Source organism: Olivibacter ginsenosidimutans, assembly GCF_039542865.1.
GTDB classification, from domain to species: domain Bacteria; phylum Bacteroidota; class Bacteroidia; order Sphingobacteriales; family Sphingobacteriaceae; genus Olivibacter; species Olivibacter ginsenosidimutans.
The window spans coordinates 159,456-178,222 of the sequence record NZ_BAABIQ010000043.1 but is presented as its reverse complement, the minus strand read 5'-3'; the positions used below and the strand labels follow the sequence as shown (position 1 = coordinate 178,222).

The 18,767-nt window shown below is 40.9% G+C and carries 16 protein-coding genes; 9 read left to right on the top strand and 7 right to left on the bottom strand.

What is annotated here, in order from left to right; genetic code table 11:
* Nucleotides 1-114: 114 nt before the first annotated feature.
* From rbfA to ABD930_RS18260, 3 genes are read left to right on the top strand one after another with little or no spacing between them, the layout of a single operon-like run.
* Nucleotides 115-489 (top strand): 30S ribosome-binding factor RbfA, encoded by a 375-nt coding sequence (gene rbfA / locus ABD930_RS18270; protein ID WP_345233939.1) that lies wholly within the window; start codon nucleotides 115-117, stop codon nucleotides 487-489.
* Nucleotides 490-497: 8 nt separating this feature from the next.
* On the top strand, nucleotides 498-1,139 hold the full coding sequence (gene aat / locus ABD930_RS18265; protein ID WP_345233937.1) for a leucyl/phenylalanyl-tRNA--protein transferase: 642 nt from the start codon (nucleotides 498-500) through the stop codon (nucleotides 1,137-1,139).
* 42 nt (nucleotides 1,140-1,181) lie between these two features.
* Nucleotides 1,182-1,784 carry a trimeric intracellular cation channel family protein gene (locus ABD930_RS18260; RefSeq protein ID WP_345233935.1) on the top strand — a complete coding sequence of 201 codons (603 nt, stop codon included), beginning with the start codon at nucleotides 1,182-1,184 and terminating at the stop codon, nucleotides 1,782-1,784.
* Nucleotides 1,785-1,788: 4 nt separating this feature from the next.
* Here ABD930_RS18260 and def read toward each other — a convergent pair whose 3' ends face one another.
* The 4 genes from def to ABD930_RS18240 all read right to left on the bottom strand — a co-directional run bounded on the left by def (nucleotide 1,789) and on the right by ABD930_RS18240 (nucleotide 7,513).
* On the bottom strand, nucleotides 1,789-2,358 hold the full coding sequence (gene def, locus ABD930_RS18255) for a peptide deformylase (protein ID WP_345233932.1): 570 nt from the start codon (nucleotides 2,356-2,358) through the stop codon (nucleotides 1,789-1,791).
* Between the two features lie 53 nt (nucleotides 2,359-2,411).
* A complete protein-coding gene (locus ABD930_RS18250) occupies nucleotides 2,412-3,644 on the bottom strand; it encodes a M16 family metallopeptidase (protein ID WP_345233930.1) in 1,233 nt (410 codons plus the stop codon).
* Between the two features lie 35 nt (nucleotides 3,645-3,679).
* Nucleotides 3,680-6,589 carry an outer membrane beta-barrel protein gene (locus ABD930_RS18245; RefSeq protein ID WP_345233927.1) on the bottom strand — a complete coding sequence of 970 codons (2,910 nt, stop codon included), beginning with the start codon at nucleotides 6,587-6,589 and terminating at the stop codon, nucleotides 3,680-3,682.
* Nucleotides 6,590-6,661: 72 nt separating this feature from the next.
* On the bottom strand, nucleotides 6,662-7,513 hold the full coding sequence (locus tag ABD930_RS18240) for a hypothetical protein (protein WP_345233925.1): 852 nt from the start codon (nucleotides 7,511-7,513) through the stop codon (nucleotides 6,662-6,664).
* Nucleotides 7,514-7,821: 308 nt separating this feature from the next.
* On the opposite strand from ABD930_RS18240, the gene ABD930_RS18235 reads away from it, so the two are divergent.
* The 3 genes from ABD930_RS18235 to ABD930_RS18225 all read left to right on the top strand — a co-directional run bounded on the left by ABD930_RS18235 (nucleotide 7,822) and on the right by ABD930_RS18225 (nucleotide 10,312).
* On the top strand, nucleotides 7,822-8,424 hold the full coding sequence (locus ABD930_RS18235) for a ribonuclease HII (RefSeq protein ID WP_345233923.1): 603 nt from the start codon (nucleotides 7,822-7,824) through the stop codon (nucleotides 8,422-8,424).
* 96 nt (nucleotides 8,425-8,520) lie between these two features.
* Nucleotides 8,521-9,600 (top strand): glycine cleavage system aminomethyltransferase GcvT, encoded by a 1,080-nt coding sequence (gene gcvT / locus ABD930_RS18230; protein WP_345233921.1) that lies wholly within the window; start codon nucleotides 8,521-8,523, stop codon nucleotides 9,598-9,600.
* Between the two features lie 4 nt (nucleotides 9,601-9,604).
* On the top strand, nucleotides 9,605-10,312 hold the full coding sequence (locus tag ABD930_RS18225; RefSeq protein ID WP_345233918.1) for a 2-phosphosulfolactate phosphatase: 708 nt from the start codon (nucleotides 9,605-9,607) through the stop codon (nucleotides 10,310-10,312).
* A gap of 99 nt (nucleotides 10,313-10,411) precedes the next feature.
* Here ABD930_RS18225 and ABD930_RS18220 read toward each other — a convergent pair whose 3' ends face one another.
* From ABD930_RS18220 to ABD930_RS18210, 3 genes are all read right to left on the bottom strand, one after another.
* The gene (locus tag ABD930_RS18220; protein WP_345233916.1) at nucleotides 10,412-10,849 is read right to left on the bottom strand and encodes a low molecular weight protein-tyrosine-phosphatase; all 438 of its coding nucleotides are present in this window, start codon (nucleotides 10,847-10,849) and stop codon (nucleotides 10,412-10,414) included.
* A gap of 162 nt (nucleotides 10,850-11,011) precedes the next feature.
* Complete coding sequence (locus tag ABD930_RS18215) at nucleotides 11,012-12,331, bottom strand: sensor histidine kinase (RefSeq protein WP_345233913.1); 1,320 nt, start codon at nucleotides 12,329-12,331, stop codon at nucleotides 11,012-11,014.
* A 215-nt stretch (nucleotides 12,332-12,546) separates the two neighbouring features.
* Nucleotides 12,547-13,893 (bottom strand): sigma-54-dependent transcriptional regulator, encoded by a 1,347-nt coding sequence (locus ABD930_RS18210; RefSeq protein WP_345233911.1) that lies wholly within the window; start codon nucleotides 13,891-13,893, stop codon nucleotides 12,547-12,549.
* A gap of 351 nt (nucleotides 13,894-14,244) precedes the next feature.
* On the opposite strand from ABD930_RS18210, the gene ABD930_RS18205 reads away from it, so the two are divergent.
* The 3 genes from ABD930_RS18205 to ABD930_RS18195 all read left to right on the top strand — a co-directional run bounded on the left by ABD930_RS18205 (nucleotide 14,245) and on the right by ABD930_RS18195 (nucleotide 18,724).
* A complete protein-coding gene (locus tag ABD930_RS18205) occupies nucleotides 14,245-15,495 on the top strand; it encodes an efflux RND transporter periplasmic adaptor subunit (RefSeq protein ID WP_345233909.1) in 1,251 nt (416 codons plus the stop codon).
* Nucleotides 15,496-15,572: 77 nt separating this feature from the next.
* Nucleotides 15,573-16,247, top strand: a complete 675-nt coding sequence (locus ABD930_RS18200) for an ABC transporter ATP-binding protein (RefSeq protein WP_345233907.1) — start codon at nucleotides 15,573-15,575, stop codon at nucleotides 16,245-16,247.
* A gap of 104 nt (nucleotides 16,248-16,351) precedes the next feature.
* Nucleotides 16,352-18,724 carry an ABC transporter permease gene (locus tag ABD930_RS18195; protein WP_345233904.1) on the top strand — a complete coding sequence of 791 codons (2,373 nt, stop codon included), beginning with the start codon at nucleotides 16,352-16,354 and terminating at the stop codon, nucleotides 18,722-18,724.
* Nucleotides 18,725-18,767: the final 43 nt, after the last annotated feature.

Genomic DNA, 18,767 nt, shown 5'->3' with positions numbered 1-18,767 from the left:
CATGAGCGAGTCTAAAAAGTGCACATCGTCGTCATGGCAACCGAAGAAAGAAGGACGCATTTGATCAATAAAAGTACTTTTTAGACATCCTCTATAAAAACACATCAAATTATTATGGCTTCAACAGAAAGTAAAAGGCAGCAACGTTTCGCCAGTGTATTACAACAAGACTTAGCCGATATATTTCAACGGGACGGTGCCCAATGGGCTCCAGACACGTTAGTTACCGTAACAAAGGTTAGAGCAACACCAGATTTAGCTATTGCCCGGATATATTTAAGTTTCTTAAACGCTAAGGATCCACAACAAGCCATTGCTACTATTAAAAGCCATGCTGGCGAAATTCGTTATAAGTTAGGTGCAAAAATCAAAAATCAGGTTCGGGTTGTGCCGCAGCTCGAATTCTTCATAGATGACACCAACGAATATGTTGCGCGCATGGATCAATTGTTTGACAAAATAAGCAAGGAGCCAAGACAAGAAGAGTAAACTATCGTATGCTTTTCTCTTTAGATAAACATGATCTTTGGTTTCCGGATCCTTCACTAGCGGATGACGATGGACTGCTTGCCATTGGCGGCGATCTTCGCACGGAAAGACTCAAGTTGGCCTATGCCAATGGAATTTTCCCCTGGTATAGCGACGATACGCCTATCCTCTGGTTTGCTCCAAAAGAACGTTTTGTACTCTTTCCAACAGAAGTGCATATCAGTAGAAGCATGCGGAAATTCATGCGTTCATCATCTTTTACCATTACGGAGAACCAAGCTTTTGCGGAGGTGATCCGCAATTGTGCAATACAACCCCGTAAAGGGCAACGTGGCACGTGGATTACCCAGGATATGCAAGGGGCTTACCTAGCTTTACATAAGCGCGGAATAGCCTCTTCCATAGAAGTATGGGCTGATGGCCAGCTTTGTGGTGGACTTTATGGTGTTATTTGCGGTAACAAAAAACATGTTTTTTGCGGGGAAAGCATGTTCTCTGTCTCACCAAATGCCAGCAAGTTAGCCCTTATCCATCTCTGCCATAAACACTCTTTTAAACTTATCGATTGCCAAATCGCCAGCGAACACCTGCAGTCTATGGGGGCACGATTGATCAGTAGCGAAAATTATCTTAAACTTTTGCATACTTAAAGACAAACCTTTAGCTTCGCCATACGTTAGCCAAACAACGACATGGATCTGCTTTATATTATTGATTTAACCGGTACCTTAGTCTTTGCCATTTCTGGTGCTATGGCTGCTGCCGACCGGGAAATCGATATATTTGGCGCGGCCTTTACTGGCTTTGTTACGGCAATTGGCGGGGGAAGCTTACGGGATATTTTCTTAAATACACGACCCGTGTGGGTAGATGATGGGAACTATTTATTAGCCATTCTGATTGGGGTCATCCTCGCCATTAGTACACATCAATTGATTGGAAAGCTTCGGCGAACATTATTTATGTTTGACGCTGTTGGTATAAGCTTTTTCACTATTGTGGGCTTGCAAAAATCTTTAGATGCAGGAAGCAGTGAAATTGCAGCCATTGTATTGGGTATGTTTTCTGCTGTAATGGGAGGCGTTACACGAGACACACTAATGAATGAAACACCGCTTATCTTTAGAAGGGAAATTTATGCTACCGCCTGTTTATCAGGAGCAGTAGCATTTGTAGTATTATCAAGCTTAGGACTAAGTGAAGAATGGAATGCCTTTGTTAGTGCTTCCTTGATATTTCTCATACGAATCTTTTCCGTACGTTATAAACTATCTTTGCCTATCGTTGGTGGATAAAGAATTATCTTTTCCTCTTTAAAGCAGGGAATTTCATCTTATAATCAACTTTGACCTGCCCTTTTGTAATCGCATCCAATTTTGACTTTAGCATAGCTTTTCGCAATACGCTTAATCGGTCGGTAAATAGTTTCCCTTCAATATGGTCGTATTCATGTTGAATAACCCTTGCAGCTAAGCCTTCATAAGTCTCCTCATGTTCGACCCAATTTTCATCAATATAGCGGATATGTATGGTTTTATGCCGGCTGATGTCTTCTCTTATTTCGGGAATGCTTAAGCAACCTTCATTAAAATCCCATTTCTCCCCCTCTTCGTTAAGCACTTGTGCATTTATAAACACTTTTTTGAAATCTTTCAACTCTGGTGCATCATCCTCAAAGGGAGAAGCATCGATCACAAAAAGCCTGATAGATAATCCTATTTGCGGAGCAGCAATACCAACCCCATGAGCGGCATACATCGTTTCGAACATATTGGCGATCAATACATCCAACTCCGGATAGTCGCGGCTAATATCTACTGCTTTACGTTTTAAAATCGGATCTCCGTATGCTACTATCGGTAATTTCATATATAATAAGTATAATTCAAAAGTAAAAAGTAAAAAGCTAAAATTAAAATAGATCAACCTTCTGCCGGATGAAAGTTCAATGAACTAAGTTTTGCTGCATCGAATACCTCATTGGAAATCGCTAGTAAATCCTCTGCTGTAAGCACATTAACTTGTTCAACGATTTCTTCCAAGGTATTAACACGGCCATAGTCCAATATATTCTTCGCCATAGTAATCAATACTCCCATTCTATTCTCTTCTGCTAACGCAATTTGACCTATGAATTTCTGCTTAGCTTGGTGGAGCTGTAAAACGCCCAGTTTATTTTCCCGAAGTTTTCTGAGTTCCTTGTGCACCAATTTGTCTGCTTTTTCCGCTTTATCCTCATCTGTTCCATAATAGATCGAGAAGACGCCGCTATCGGTATAAGGGGTATAGTTCGATTCTATTGTATATGCTATACCATATTTCTCCCGGATTTCTAAATTCAGTCTGGAGCTCATTCCCATTCCGCCGAGCAGGTTATTCAAAACCATCATTCCAATCTTCCTATTGTCATATAAATGATAAGCAACATTCCCGATGCTCGAATGGTTTTGTACAATTGGCTTTGTTATGGTCATTTGTTGTGGCAAATAATGTACGTGTGCCTTTCGTGCACAAGAGGATTGTGTCGGACCAATCTTGTCAAATAAGCCCTCTAGTAGCAGCTTTAGTCTTCCTAAGTTATATTTACCAGTTATCGCAATAACCATTTCATTGGTACAATAATATTGTTTAAGGAAGGAAAGCACATCTGATCGGTTAATTGACATTAACGATGTCGTTATGCCCAATATATTATGCCCAAGGCTATGGTTTTTAAACACTAAATCTTCAAAATCATCCATAATAGCATCTTCGGGACTATCTTGGTAAGAAGCAATCTCATCGAGTATAACACTCTTTTCCTTTTCCATTTCCGTTTCTGGAAAAACAGAATGAAAGACAATGTCTTCAAAAAGATCCATTACCCGCAACAAATGTTCTTTTAGAAAGGAAGCATGAACACAGGTATATTCCTTGGTAGTATAGGCATTTAAATCCGCTCCAACAAGCTCCAACCGGTTAAGTATCTGATTTGTATTTCTCCGTTCTGTTTTTTTAAAAAGCAGATGTTCAATAAAATGAGCTATGCCATAGTGGTTGGGAATTTCATCGCGTGCACCAGCATTAATCAGCATACATGCATGAGAAATCACCGTATCTGTCGGCTTAAATAAGACTCGAATTCCGTTGGATAGATGAAAGAGTTGATGGTCCATGACAATCGGCAAATTTAGCTAAATTTGCCGGTTTATTAAAATCCTTGGGATCTTCCCTCACCTGGTCCTCCCATCGGAGGACCACCCATTGGGCGATCTCCTCCTCTCCATCGTTCTCTACCTTCGTCAGGCATAGCTCCTCCAGCTCTTCCTGCAAATTTTTGGAATTTATAGGTAAATGAAAGCATAAAGTACCTAGCTAACCTATTGGTACGGCTATCTGAAATCCTATTCTCTGTCACTGAACGGGAAATGCTTACCTGCTCATTTAGTAAATCAAATGCCTGTAGACGCAGCATACCATTTTTATTCTTAAAAAATTGTTTTTCTAAGAATGTATTAATAATAAGAGGATTAGCGCCGACATTATTTGAATATCCGCTGTTGCTGGTCTTTGCCACATCAAAATTCCATAATAAAGTAGGCGTAATGAAAATATTACCCCATAAAGAAGTCGCCCAAGTAGAAACATTTTGATTATTCGTTCCCTGCAAGCTATTTTTTGTGGTATTATAGGTAAAATCTACCCCAGGTCTAACTTCTAGCCAGTCGGCCGGGTTAATTTGTACATTAAGTCCTTGGTTCAACTCCCAGTTTTTAGCGACATTTTCCGCATCATTGACATAAGCCACGTTATTATTAAAGCTGGCACGCCCTCTCAAGGTGACCACATATTTCCTATTATTGAAAGGCTTACCATAGTTATAAAAACCATTCACATTATAATTACCATCCGTATTCAGATAGTGTGTTTCCTGCACAAGTCCCAAACTATCGACTCTTGTTATTCTATTCGTTGTAATTTTATCTTGCGTAACATTTGCATTTAACATGGCGAAGAATATATTACCACTCTGAAAATCGAAGTTGCGATAACGCATACGTAAGGTGTGATTAAATTCGGCCGCTAAATCTGGGTTTCCAGTAACCGGAAATCTGGGATTCGAAATATCAGTTATAGGTTGTAGCTGAGAAAACGACGGTTCGTTGGCATTGCCGCGATACTCTGCACTAAATGATCGAGTACGTGAAGCCTTATATTCGAACCGTGCTACGGGCACGAAATAAAAACCATTCCGACTAAAAGACAGGCTTTCTCCAGACAATACTGTATTTCCGCTTAAACGTGTTGGAAGTACGGTGGCTCCCAGCTGATAGACAATCTTATCTGTCCGATAGCGATAGGTTACACCAGCCTTATGTGTGGTAAAGGTATAATCGTATTGATTACTCGACAGGGGATCGTAGCTTTGGTTACCCAGTTGGTCCACATTATACGTCAGGCGGTCATTATCGTAGTTGGCAAAGTTAAAATCATAGCTAAACTCCAAATTACTTTTATCCGTCAAGGGTTCGATATAGGATACAGAAGTTCCGCCATTTACGCCCTTATTATCTAAATCTATTAATTGCCTCAAATACGTACTGTCGGCATTCCCTCCTTCGTTATTAAAGCTATTGGTTATCCGATCCTGATCTTGCTTTGTTTTCCCGGAATTTGCGGAAAAGTTAACAAATAAGTTCCGTCCTTCATCGTTCAATTTATAATTAAAGAGACCACTTAGCCCATAGTTTGGTGTATTGGTTTTACTCTTATAGATACTGCTGATGTTTGTTGCGATTTCCGGTTTGTCAGTCTGTTCAAACTGGAGACGCTGGTCTGTTAATTCATCTGAATAACTATTATTATTTCCAATACTTAATGTTGGCGATACCTTAACAAAGATTTTATCATTCGGTTTATATTCTACATTCCAATCAAACCGATGGTTATTGCTGATCGCATTACTCAATGAATTAATATTACTTAGGGCTGTACTATCACTAAAAAAATCCTGCTGAAGACTACTGCTAACTACGGTATTATCACTATGATTATAGCTATAGTTGCCATACATAGTCCATTTATCATTGAAATCTTTCCGATAATTGAACCCTGCCGAATAAGAATCCGTTAGTCCGTTGCTTCCACCACCAAATCCTCCCGGTCCGCCAAAGCCACCACCCATTCGGCGCGTGCCTCCACCTGGCATCCTTCTTGCCCCTCCCCCCCGTGCATTAAAATCAAAGGCTTGGTTATTATTGTTATTCATATTGGCTATTACGGACAACTGCCTTGAACCGGTGAATGAATTATACATGCCACCTATTTGGTATCGGTAATTATTTTCATCTTCAGGTTTCGTTCCCATTCCTGCACCCACCTGACCAAAATTCCCATTATTATTTTTTTCATCAATAGTAATGTTTAACACTTTTTCCGGATCGCCTGTCTTATTACCGGTTAAATTGGCCTGATCGCCGTAGTCGTCTACAATTTGGATTTTCTCGATGATATCCGCCGGAAGGTTTTTAGTTGCCGTTTTAACATCGCCACCAAAAAAATCCTTACCATTGATTCGTACCCGTGTTACGCTTTCCCCTTGTGCCTGTACGTTCCCATCTTTATCTACTTCTACACCGTCCAGTTTCTTAATCAATTCTTCTGTCATGGCATTGGGCCTGACTTTGTAATCCTTTGCATTATACTCAACAGTGTCTTCCTTCATCGTAATTAACGTACCCCCAGTCACATTAACCACATCTAATACCTGTGATTCAAAACGCATCGTTAAAGGTGGTATTTCCAATTGGTCTTTGCCCTCAAAAGATAAATTTTTGCTCAGTGGCTGAAAACCCAGACTAGTAATCAATAACTTAAACTCATTCGCTTTAACATTTTTAAAATAGAAATGTCCTTCGGTATCACTACTTGCTTGAAGCGTATCTAAGGGAGAGGTCAACTTTACCGATGCGGCAATTACACTTAAACCCGTACTGTCTTGTAATATACCACTAACTGTTTTACCGGTTTGGGCGATCGCCGTAGTGGTACCTCCTATAAAAAGTATCAAAGCAACTAATGCTGCAAGAAAAACACTGGTTTTGGTTTTAGTTAAAATCATTTAGTTTGTTTGTTTTAGTATCATGCACAACAAATTTGTTCTGACATCCATTGTGAGCAGCTGACTTATTTATCATTTTGGTTTAGCAAGCGGTAGTACAAGCCATACTCCTGGTTCCTGCTGAGCTTCTTTTCTTGTGGGTTGCATCCCATAAGCGCCATATGGATAGCCATACCCATAACCCCCATATCCGTATCTATTCATTGCTCTTCCCCCTCCCACTGTTCGCATAACAATCCCATTTATTTTTATATTAAAGGCCATGTCTTTTGCTTCTATCGTATATATTCCCAGCCTTTCAAAAGGAATCACGGCCTCATAACATAACGTATTGTTACTATCTATAGCCGCGATTGCTCTTATTCCATAGTTATTTTCCAAAGAAATAAAACCATCCACCACATCTGTCAAGCCTTTCACATATATACCCCTAACCGCACCTAGGATACTTTTGCGAATATCAGCGGGTTTCTCCTCTTTATCTTTTGTAGCCAAAGCCCTTAAAGATTCCCTATCAGGCAGCGGGAAATACACACTCGCTCCTTCTTTCTTCTTACCATCAGTATTTACAGTAAAACTGAATCCTTGATGCAAAGCCTGCATTTGCCATGCGCCATCAGGCACCTGCATCGCTACGTAAATGTGTCCTTCGTCGTTAGCTAAGGCATATTTCAATTCCTGTTTATCAAAATAGTACGGCAGACTGTCTCCCCAATCCGACAATTTACCATCGATTTGAATGGTTGATTTAAAATCGATTTTTGTAGGTTCGACCGATTTCCGCTTATCTATATGTTGTGCATGGGCGGTTAACGCACTAAAAATCAGCCAATACATCACCATACGTTGAATACCCTGTCTCATTTGTTTCCAATACAAACAGCCATTTGACTTCATAACTATTAAGGGGTTTAATTGTAACATAAAAGTTAGTTAATTTTCCCGTATTACGCTTTGGTCCGAACCTGAGGTTATACTTCCAGTATTCACTTTTGTTCTCATTTACAGGTAATTTTACGACATGTCATTTTACGTCGTAAATTTCATGGTGTAAAGATACGGTTGCTTTCCGACAGCAAAGAGTCCACAATAATTTTTAACTTTGTTAAACTTTGTTAACCCGAAGCAATCTAGGGCAACCGCATTTAATATGCGGTTGATTGTTGGTGTCAAAAGAACCATTTCTTTAAACACTATTTTTAATTTTGTTTGTGTAAAGTCAATAATGAAGCATGTTATTATCAACTTTTCAGCATGAATATTTGGAGGCGGGATGTGACGAAGCAGGAAGGGGTTGCTTAGCCGGACCTGTTTTTGCTGCAGCCGTAATCTTTCCGTGTACCTTTCAACATGAAATCCTGAATGATTCAAAAATGCTTTCCGCTGCCCAGCGCTACAATTTACGGGAGATTATTGAAACAGAGGCGCTCGCTTTTGCGGTTGCCAGCGCCAGTGCTGAAGAGATTGACCAGATCAATATATTAAATGCTTCCTTTTTAGCTATGCACCGTGCCCTCGATTCGTTAAAAATTTTAGCTGAATATATTTTAGTTGACGGTAATCGATTCAAAAAATACAAAAGTATACCGCATCAGTGTATTGTTAAGGGAGACAGTAAATACCTTTCCATTGCTGCTGCCTCTATTTTAGCAAAAACGTATCGGGATGACTACATGGACTCCCTCGCGCACCAGCACCCCGAATATGACTGGTTACAAAACAAAGGATATCCTACCAAAAAACACCGTGAGGCGGTATTGAAACATGGCTTATCACCACATCATCGAAAAACATTCCGGATTACTGATCCTCAGTTAAGTCTTTCTTTTATCTAACGGTTATTTTATCTAAGTTTGCGGCGGCAAATATAGCCGGCGGTAACTCGTTAGCGTTCCTTTATTTATTTTGCATTCACACATGACCAATATTATATGAAAACAACTGCTCTAACCGAAGTGCATATCGCATTAGGAGCCAAAATGGTACCCTTTGCGGGTTATCAAATGCCCGTACAATATACCGGCATCAATGATGAACATGAAACTGTCCGTAAAAACGTCGGCGTATTTGACGTGAGCCACATGGGCGAGTTTATCCTTAAAGGAGAAAAAGCACTGGACCTCGTTCAGAAAATCAGTTCAAACGATGCTTCAAAGCTCTATGATGGTAAGATACAGTACGCGTGTATTCCTAATGAAACAGGAGGCATTGTGGACGACTTTTTGGTTTACCGGATAGATGCTCAAACGTATTTTTTGGTTGTTAATGCCGCTAATATTCAAAAAGATTGGGACTGGATTGTGCAGTATAATACCTATGGTGTGGAGATGAAAAATATTTCCGACAAAACCTCACTCTTTGCCGTTCAGGGGCCTAAAGCAACAGATGCACTTCAAGCCCTTACTGCAATAAATTTAGGTGAGATGGAATATTATACCTTTAAAAAGGGTACGTTTGCGGGTGTAGAAAACGTATTAGTTTCTGCCACGGGCTATACTGGCGCTGGAGGATTTGAAATTTATGTAGATAATGCACATGCCAAGCAAATATGGGATGCAATCTTTGAAGCCGGCGCACCTTTTGGCATTAAACCGATAGGTTTAGGAGCACGGGATACCCTGCGGCTGGAAATGGGCTTTTGTTTATATGGCAATGATATTGATGATACGACTTCTCCACTAGAAGCGGGATTAGGTTGGGTAACTAAATTTACCAAAGATTTTGTAAATGCCGATTATCTAAAAAAGCAAAAAGAAGAAGGGGTTAACCAAAAGCTGGTGGGTTTTGAGATGCTAGAACGTGGAATTCCCCGCCACGGCTATGAATTGATTAATGAAACGGATGACGTCATTGGCGTAGTAACCTCGGGCACACAGTCGCCTAGTCTACAAAAATCACTTGGTTTGGGCTATGTAAAAACAGCATATAGTAAAGAAGGCAGCGAAATATGGGTTAAAATAAGGGATAAAAAGGTAAAAGCGGTGGTTAGCAAGCCACCATTTATAAAATAATGCAATGGGAAAAATAAGTGTTTGCCTGAGTCCGGCACTCATTCATTTACATGACATTAAAAACAGTATTGTAGTTGTAATTGATATTTTTAGAGCCAGTACATCCATGTGCTATGGCATAGCCAATGGAGCAGTGGGCATTATTCCGGTAGCAGAGGTTTCTACCTGCGCTATTTATAAAGACCACGGCTACCTACTGGCCGCCGAAAGAAACGGAGAAGTGGTAGATGGTTTCGATTTTGGCAATTCCCCCTTTTCCTATGTAGAAGAAAAAGTGAAAGGAAAAACCATTGTATTAACCACAACCAATGGAACTAAGGCCATTCATTTATCAAAAGAAGCTAAATGTGTTGTTGTAGGCTCGTTCTTAAATTTAACCGCCCTATGTTCTTGGTTAAACCGGCAGCAGGATGACATTATTTTAGTTTGTGCCGGTTGGAAAGACAATTTTAATTTAGAAGATACCGTTTTTGCTGGGGCGGTGATTCATCGTTTAGAAGCACAACACACAAAGGATGATGCTGCTATTGCTGCGGAGAGCTTATATTTGACGGCGGCAGACAACCTGCATCAATACTTGGAACAAAGTGCACATAGCGCTCGTTTAAAACATTTAGGTGTCCAAAAAGATATCGATTTCTGTCTACAAATCGATATCCTTCAAAGTATTCCTATTTTAAAAGGAGACAGACTTGTAGCGCTGGAGTATTAAATCTAGCAATAGGCAACAGGCCATATGCTTTAAGCGATTTGCAGAACCTACAAGACTATAAAATCGGCAAATGCTTATTGCTTAAAGCGTAATGCAGGATTAATCCTTCAATCCGGTAATTAATGCTTCACAGCGTTCGGCAATCATTTGATATACGGGATCGAATAGGTGTTCGTCAAAGTAGGGATCAGGTACAACATCATTTACTAAAAACAGGCTTACCTTAGCCCGCTGTTCTGAAGAGCTAGCCAATGCCAACACATCGGAAAGATTAGTGCGATCCATCACTAAAATATGATCATAATAGTCGAGATCGTCTTTTGAAAATTGCCGCGCCCGTTGTTTGCTAATATCTACACCATATTTCCGAGCGATAGCAATCGATCTGGAATCCGGACGTTGTCCAACATGCCAATCGCCTGTACCTGCCGAATCGATTTCCCAATCTAAATGATGTGCTTCTGCTAAATGTTCTAATATGCCATGGGCTAATGGCGATCTACAAATATTACCTAAACAAACCATTAAGATTTTCATTCGAATAAATTGTTTTTTTAAAGGCAATGAAGCTTGCAAAATTATTCATATCCTTTTGTTTATGGTAATTTATGCAGGTTTCATTCTTTTAAATTAATGTAAGGATCAAATTTTTTACCTAAAAGCAGTACTTACTCATCATACCGAGCGCCACCTAGCTGCTTAAAACTGCAACGTAAATACGCTGCCTTTCCCTTCCTCCGAGTGTACGGAAATATTCCCTTTATGCATTAGCATAATTTGTTTACTCAAGGTTAAACCAACCCCACTACCGTTTTTCCGAGTCGTAAAGAACGGAATAAAAATGTTTTCGAGCAAATCCTTAGGGATTCCTTTACCATTATCGGCAACCTTGATTTGCGGATTACCATTATTTGCCAATGCGGATAAACTGATATAGGGTTTTTCGAGATCCTTTACAGCTTCTATGGCATTTAACAGCAAATTAATTAGTACTTGTTCAATTAAATTAATGTCTAACATGATCTGCAAATAAGGATCTTTCAAAATAATATCCAATTCAATCTGTTTTTGAAGCAATGAGGGCTCCATTAATTGATATAGGTTTTCAAAAAGTTCTGCCGCTAATACGGTCGTTAGTTCGGGTTGTGTAATTTTATTGAGGCTTCGATAGGTTCCCGCAAATTTTAGCAAGCCCTCACTTCTACGCTTAATCGTCTCTGTCCCTAAACGGATATCATCCAATTCGTCACTATTGGGTAAACCATCTAATCGATTTTTGAGCGTATCGGCCAATGAAGATATCGGCGCGATAGAATTCATAATTTCATGGGTTAAAACACTTAGTAACTTTTGCCAAGCTTTTGATTCTGTTGCATCCAAGGCTTCATTGATGTTCTGAAAAGCCAATAACCGATAGTGCCCATCAGGTGTTTGAAAACTGCTGGAAGAAAACTGCAATTTTAAGGTTCCCTTAGGCGTAATAATGGAGAGGACATCCCCTTTTCCAGAAGGGATATCTTTCACTTGTTGGTAGAGATCGGGATTTCGTTTGTGTAGGCCTTCGAGGTAAGAGATATAAGGTATATTAAATAACTCCTTAAATGCTTCATTTATCCAAACGATTTTGCCTGTTTGTTCGTCATAGGAAAGGATCGCCGTATTGACGACCTCCAATATTTTCTGCAAGTACTGATATTGCGTTTCACGTTCACTACTTATTCGTTTAAAAACACCATTGATTTCGTTAAAAGCTCCACGCAATGGCCTAATTTCCGGACCAGCGTGCTGCAAAGGGAAAAAACGGGTAAAATCACGATAGCGCGCCGCTTCTGCAAATTCCTCCAGCTCTCTATACGCCCTTAATTGGGATCGAAAATTTAATCCAAGAACCCACAAGGTAATGGGGAAAAGGAGTAAAGCATACAAGTAATAGGCCTTAAGAAGAAGCCAGCAAAAGAGAGCAATAACCAAAAACAGTAAGAATGCCCTGAATGTTATAAGCAACCGCAAACGATTCATTAGAGACTGTTTAAATTTGTGTGAATAAATTTTTTACAGATAGTTTTTGAGCAGACCAAGGCACAGGATTCACATAACATTTACTTTCATCGGTGTTCATGAGCTCTCCGCCGGCTGGCGGATTGGTTTTGCAGGGAAACCTATTCTGAAAAATGTAGCGAAGGTACAGCCAAAAAAAAACATAAAAAATGATTAAGTAGATGCGCAACCGTCTCTCAGATATTATACTTGCTTAATCGTCTATAAAGTGCCGTACGGGTTAACCCCAATTCCTGAGCGGCCTTGCTGATGTTACCATTATGTTTCTCAATAACCTTCATAATAGCATTTTTTTCCAGTTCACTTAGGTTATAGGCCTCTTGTTTAGGATTTACACGCATATTGGCTTGTTCTATGGGTGAAAAAATGACATCCTCAGGAGCAAGAGTATTTCCTTCCGACATAATAATTGCACGCTCAATGCTATACTGCAATTCTCTTACATTGCCGGGGTAATGATAGAGCAGCAATTTTTCCTCCGTTCGCCGATCCAGCTCAGGTACTTGTTTTGCATATTTCGCTGCATATTTTTGCATAAAATGTTTCGCCAATAACAAAATATCATGCCCTCTTTCCCGAAGCGGAGGAACCTGCACTTCCACCGTGTTAATACGATAGATTAAATCCTTTCTAAAACGATCTTCATTAGCTAATGCGGTCAATGGAACATTGGTTGCGCATAATAAGCGGATGTCTATCGGTATTGGCGTGTTACTTCCCAGCGGAACAACTTTTCTGTTTTGGAGTACACTCAGCAGTTTTGCCTGTTGCTGCAAAGAAATGTTCCCTATTTCATCTAAAAATATTGTTCCCTTATCGGCAGCTTCAAACCGCCCGACACGATCTTCCCTCGCATCGGTAAAAGCACCCTTTTTATGACCGAACAACTCACTTTCAAACAACGTATCTGTTAATGCTCCGACATCTACTTTAATATAAGGCATTAATGCCCTTCTAGATTCATGGTGAATCATATCGGCAATGACATCTTTTCCCGTACCATTTTCACCTAAAATTAAGATATTGGCATCTGTTGGAGCAATCTTGCTGATTTTGTGCATCAGTGTTTTCATCACTTCCGATTCGCCAATAATATCGGGATTAACTTTTGGCCCCGAAGCAATGCTACTTTTCTTTCCCTGTTTTTTATCTAGTATATCGCGGACGACCTTTAACAGGTGTTCATTTTGCCACGGTTTAACAATAAAATCAGTTGCTCCTTGCTTCAAAGATGTCACGGCTAAGTCGATTGCACCGTAGGCAGTAATCATGATGACCGGAATATCTGGCTTCATCGCCCGAATACGGTTTAACCAATAAATCCCCTCATTCCCGGTATTGATGGCACTCTTAAAATTCATATCCAGCAATACGAGATCTATCGGCTGTCTGGAAAGAATGGACGGAATATTTTCTGGGTTTTTATCGGCAACTACCTCACTAACCTCCCTTTTTAATAACAACTTAACAGCTGTTAGCACGTCGGGATCATCATCGATTATAAGTATTCGGGAGTGTTTCATGCTTGTTTTATTAATTGACAGTGCTTTGTTATTTGCTTAATCCTGTTGAAAAAGCGAATATCATTCTCATTCTATCTTGTAAAGATATAACTATGCCCGAATTATTAAAAGGCTGATACTCAGAAAAGCTACAAAATAGACGATTAATTTCCCTGTACGTAAGCGCACATTAAGTGTTCGATATCGGACAGTAGCCTATTTTATAAAAGCGCTAAAGCATTGATTATTAATTAGCTATTTTTATGGCATACGCTTGTATAGTAAATAAAGCACAGGCAAAGGAAAACAGACGAGCATCATGACGAGTGAAACAAGCTGAAACCTAGAACTGAAACCTGTAAGTATAAGAACATGGATAGAGCATTACCAAAGAAAAAGTGGAACAGTAAACGAATCGCTACCGTCGTAGGAATTGTAGCTATAGGCGCATTAATTTTTTCGAGTTATTATTTTACCTCAGGCAACGCTAAGCTAAACGTAGATGCCGAAAGAATCACCATATCCGCTGTTACCGAAGGGCCCTTTAGAGAATTCATTCCTGTAAATGGTACCGTAATGCCCTTAACGACGATTTATCTTGATGCATCAGAAGGTGGACGTGTAGAAGAGAAGTACGTAGAAGATGGAGCCATGATGAAAAAAGGCGATCCTATTATGCGCCTATCAAATACGGATCTGGAATTGAGCTTAGTTAACCAGGAAACACAGGTACTTAACTTACTAACGCAATCGCAGATTTCACAAACCAATGCCCAACAGGCATCTATCGCTACCCGTAACCAAATGGCCGAAGTAGAAAATGGCTTAAAGGAAGCTAAACGGGTATACGAATTAAATAAACATTTATACGAGAAAAAGGCTATTGGCCGACAAGAATATGAGCAGTCGGTAAACGAATACAATTACCAAGTGGAACGGGCCAAGTTAAGTCGGGAAAACCTGCGTACCGATTCCCTACGATCGCAGCAGTCGCTTAAAGAAAGTCGGGAAACGTATGAGCGGACACGTAGCGCGTTGGAACTTATGCGGCGCAAGGTAGGCGATCTCATTGTAAGAGCACCAGTGGATGGACAATTAACAGCATTCGATGCTGAAATTGGACAAAAGAAAAGCCCCGGGGATCGCTTCGGTCAGCTAGACGTACTCAGCGGATTCAAAGTTAAAGCAGATATTGACGAACATTATATCTCTAGGATATATCCAGATTTGGAAGGAGAATTTTCTTTATCAGATAAACCCTACAAATTACGTGTCAAAAAAGTTTATACCCAGGTTTCTAACGGAAAGTTTCAGGTAGATATGGAGTTTAACGGTGATGTACCAAAAGGAATCCGTCGTGGGCAAACCTTAAATATCCGCTTGGCATTGAGTGATGAAACAAAAGCCGTATTATTACCTAAAGGAGGCTTTTATCAACAAACCGGAGGGAATTGGGTGTTTAAATTAGCTCCGGATGGCAAGGTAGCTTATCGTGTTGATGTACAGTTGGGCAGGCAAAACCCCGATTATTATGAAGTAATCCAAGGTTTAAAACCAGGTGAAAAGGTCGTTACGTCAAGCTACGAAACCTATGATAAGGTACAAGAATTAAATATCAAGTAAAATTCAGGTCAATGCAAGAATGGAGCGATACATAAGCTTACACACACATAGATAAGGCCAAGTTAAAATAATAGCAAATGATTAAGATAGCTGATCTTCAAAAATTTTACCGTACAGAAGAAGTCGAAACGGTAGCCCTCAACAACTTAAGTATCGAGGTGCAGAAAGGCGAGTTTGTCGCCGTTATGGGGCCTTCAGGATGTGGAAAATCCACTTTGCTGAATATTATTGGTTTATTGGATGATCTAGACGAAGGCAGTTATAAATTTAATGACATCGAAGTAGCCCATTTCAATGAGCGGAAACGTTCGGATTTGCGTAAGCATAATATTGGTTTCGTCTTTCAAAGTTTTAATTTGATCGATGAGCTTACGGTATTTGAAAATGTTGAATTACCGCTCATTTATACTAAAGTTCCCGCGGCCGAACGAAAAAAACGTGTAGAAGAAGTTCTCGAAAAGGTACAGATTATGCATCGTAGGAATCACTTCCCGCAACAGTTATCGGGAGGTCAGCAACAACGGGTAGCCGTAGCGCGCGCCGTAGTCAATCACCCAAAACTTATTTTGGCCGATGAGCCTACGGGTAATCTGGACTCCAATAACGGTAATGAAGTCATGCAATTGCTTACCGAACTGAATGAACAGGGTACTACCATTGTGATGGTTACCCACAGTGAACACGATGCGCGCTATAGTGATCGGATTATCCGCATGTTGGATGGACAAGTTGTGATGAGCACGGTGGGGTAAAGTAGTTGTTAGTTCTTGGTTGTTAGTTATCCGTGGTCTGATCAAAACACGTATCTGAGTTACGATTCCAACCAACAACAAACAACGATTAACGAACAACGAATATGCTGAAGAACTACGTTAAAACGGCCTGGCGCAATCTAAAAGAACATAAGTTCCATACCTTTGTTAACATTAGCGGGTTGGCACTTGGCTTGACTACGGCCATTTTGTTGCTCCTTTGGGTGCAACACGAGCGAAGCTACGATCGCTTTCACAAGGATTATTCACGCATTTATCGCTTCTTTGCTTGTTTAGATGCCAACACCGTTTGGGAAGAGGTCCCCGGCCCATTGGCTATATTTTCCAAATCATTACCCGAAATTGAAGCCGTTGTCCGCATCAACGAAAATAATGGCCAGGTATTAGCGACTGAAGACCGAAGCACGGTACTTGATGGTTTCACTACCGCCTATGTAGACAGCTCTTTCCTCTCGCTGTTCAACTTTGAGCTACTCGAAGGAAAGCCTATACAGCTATTCCGCGATCCGCATAGCATCGTTCTGACCGAATCAACAGCAAAACAATTCTTCGGAAATGACAATCCCATCGGTAAGGTACTTCAATTCAGGGGAGATAACGTTACCGTTACTGGACTGATGCGCGACTTTCCGGACAATTCGTCCATGACTTTCGACGCTTTATTGCCCATGACGCTATATGCACAGCGATTTACTGCAAACGGAGGGAACGGTGATTGGAAAACTATCGATGTTGACATGGGAAGTTACGCATTTAGCACCTTTGTCAAATTACGTGACGATACAAACCCAGAGGTAGTCGGCAAAAAATTTACCCAGTTATATACCGATGCCCAAAACAAGAGCAGCACCATTCAGTTTGGGTTACAACCACTTGCCGATATGCACTTAATTAGCGCAGATGGCAACAATGCATCTGCTAGAATGGTACAGATTTTTTTGCTCATCGCCATCATGGTACTGGCCATTGCAGCAATTAACTATATCAACCTATCCACCGCCCGTGCTTTGGTGAGAGCCCGTGAGGTCGGCATCCGGAAAGTTATTGGTGCCAACAAAGTGCAGTTATTCTTACAATTTATTATAGAAACGGCCTTGCTCTTCTGCATCGCGCTACTATTGGCCCTGGGGCTGATCTTTTTACTCCTGCCCTTGTATAACACTATCTCTGGCAAAGAACTTCATTTTTCGCTATCCAACGGAGAACTTTGGAAAGTTATCGGATATTCGGCTTTGGGCACGTTACTGGCAGCATCCGTTTATCCTGCACTCCTGCTATCGGGCTTCCAACCACTACAGGTCATGAAAGGAAAAATGACCTCTGGCACAGGCGCTGTTTTACTGCGCAAGATTCTCGTGGTTTTCCAATTCTCCATCTCCATAGTACTGATCCTCGCTACATTCGTCATCAGCCGTCAGATGGTCTACATGCGGAAACTCGATCTTGGCTATGATAAAGATTACGTATTCAGTGTGTCGCTACCTGATAATGCAGTGAAGCACATTGATGCCGTGAAAAATGAACTCCGAAACCATCTGGGTATCGTCAATGTGGCCCTCTCAGACATATATGATGTTACTGCTATTAGCAATGCAACTGGCGACCTAGAGTGGCCCGGCAAACCCGCCAACAGCAGCCTCATCATTAGCCAATCGTCAATCGACAAGGATTTTATCCCTACTATGGACATCCAATTGTTAGAAGGGCGAAATTTAACAGGCACAGCAGCCGACAGTAACTTATATGTGGTTAATGAAACCACCGTAAGGGAAATGGGGCTCAAGCCTCCCTATGTTGGGACACCCATCAGCTTCCACGATCGGCCGGGAACCATTGCCGGTGTGGTCAAGGACTTCAATTTCAAGTCGCTCAAGGAAAAAATTGGTCCCTTGCTCTTTTACCATTGGTGGGATGGCAATATGCTATATGTACGTACCACGGCAGCGGAGGCTTCAAATGCTATCAAGGCTGTTGAAGAACAATATAAAAAATACGCGGGTGATACCCCCGCTCCGTTCAGGTATAACTTTGTCGACAAGCAGTTTGAGGCCAAATATCGCTCGGATCAGCACGCGGGCCTTCTTTTTAATGTTTTTGCAGGTATTGCCATCTTTATTTCCTGCCTTGGTCTGTTAGGCTTATCCACCCATACCGTGCGCCAGCGTGTAAAAGAAATTGGTATCCGCAAAGTATTGGGCGCGAGCGTTGGCAGCATCGTAGGGTTATTGTCGAGCGGATCACTTTGGCCAGTACTTTTCTCGATCATAATAGGCACTCCCATCGCATGGTGGGCAATGAACAAGTGGCTCAACGATTTTGCCTACCGCATTGAAATGCAGTGGTGGATGTTTGTCACGGCTGGGTTGGTTGCAGTAGTGATTGCTTTAGTGACCGTAAGTTGGCAGGCCATACGAGCGGCAGTGGCCAATCCGATTGATTCGCTTAGGGATGAATGATATGAGTTACGCGTTGCCAGTTGTGTGTTGTGCGTGAAAAATA

Coding starts and splice junctions, on each gene's coding strand:
- ABD930_RS18235 (WP_345233923.1), top strand. CDS start 7,822: ATGTTATTATCAACTTTTCAGCATGAATATTTGGAGGCGGGATGTGAC.
- rbfA (WP_345233939.1), top strand. CDS start 115: ATGGCTTCAACAGAAAGTAAAAGGCAGCAACGTTTCGCCAGTGTATTA.
- ABD930_RS18215 (WP_345233913.1), bottom strand. CDS start 12,331: ATGAATCGTTTGCGGTTGCTTATAACATTCAGGGCATTCTTACTGTTT.
- ABD930_RS18260 (WP_345233935.1), top strand. CDS start 1,182: ATGGATCTGCTTTATATTATTGATTTAACCGGTACCTTAGTCTTTGCC.
- ABD930_RS18195 (WP_345233904.1), top strand. CDS start 16,352: ATGCTGAAGAACTACGTTAAAACGGCCTGGCGCAATCTAAAAGAACAT.
- ABD930_RS18205 (WP_345233909.1), top strand. CDS start 14,245: ATGGATAGAGCATTACCAAAGAAAAAGTGGAACAGTAAACGAATCGCT.
- ABD930_RS18210 (WP_345233911.1), bottom strand. CDS start 13,893: ATGAAACACTCCCGAATACTTATAATCGATGATGATCCCGACGTGCTA.
- ABD930_RS18245 (WP_345233927.1), bottom strand. CDS start 6,589: ATGATTTTAACTAAAACCAAAACCAGTGTTTTTCTTGCAGCATTAGTT.
- def (WP_345233932.1), bottom strand. CDS start 2,358: ATGAAATTACCGATAGTAGCATACGGAGATCCGATTTTAAAACGTAAA.
- ABD930_RS18220 (WP_345233916.1), bottom strand. CDS start 10,849: ATGAAAATCTTAATGGTTTGTTTAGGTAATATTTGTAGATCGCCATTA.
- ABD930_RS18240 (WP_345233925.1), bottom strand. CDS start 7,513: ATGTTACAATTAAACCCCTTAATAGTTATGAAGTCAAATGGCTGTTTG.
- ABD930_RS18250 (WP_345233930.1), bottom strand. CDS start 3,644: ATGGACCATCAACTCTTTCATCTATCCAACGGAATTCGAGTCTTATTT.
- ABD930_RS18200 (WP_345233907.1), top strand. CDS start 15,573: ATGATTAAGATAGCTGATCTTCAAAAATTTTACCGTACAGAAGAAGTC.
- aat (WP_345233937.1), top strand. CDS start 498: ATGCTTTTCTCTTTAGATAAACATGATCTTTGGTTTCCGGATCCTTCA.
- gcvT (WP_345233921.1), top strand. CDS start 8,521: ATGAAAACAACTGCTCTAACCGAAGTGCATATCGCATTAGGAGCCAAA.
- ABD930_RS18225 (WP_345233918.1), top strand. CDS start 9,605: ATGGGAAAAATAAGTGTTTGCCTGAGTCCGGCACTCATTCATTTACAT.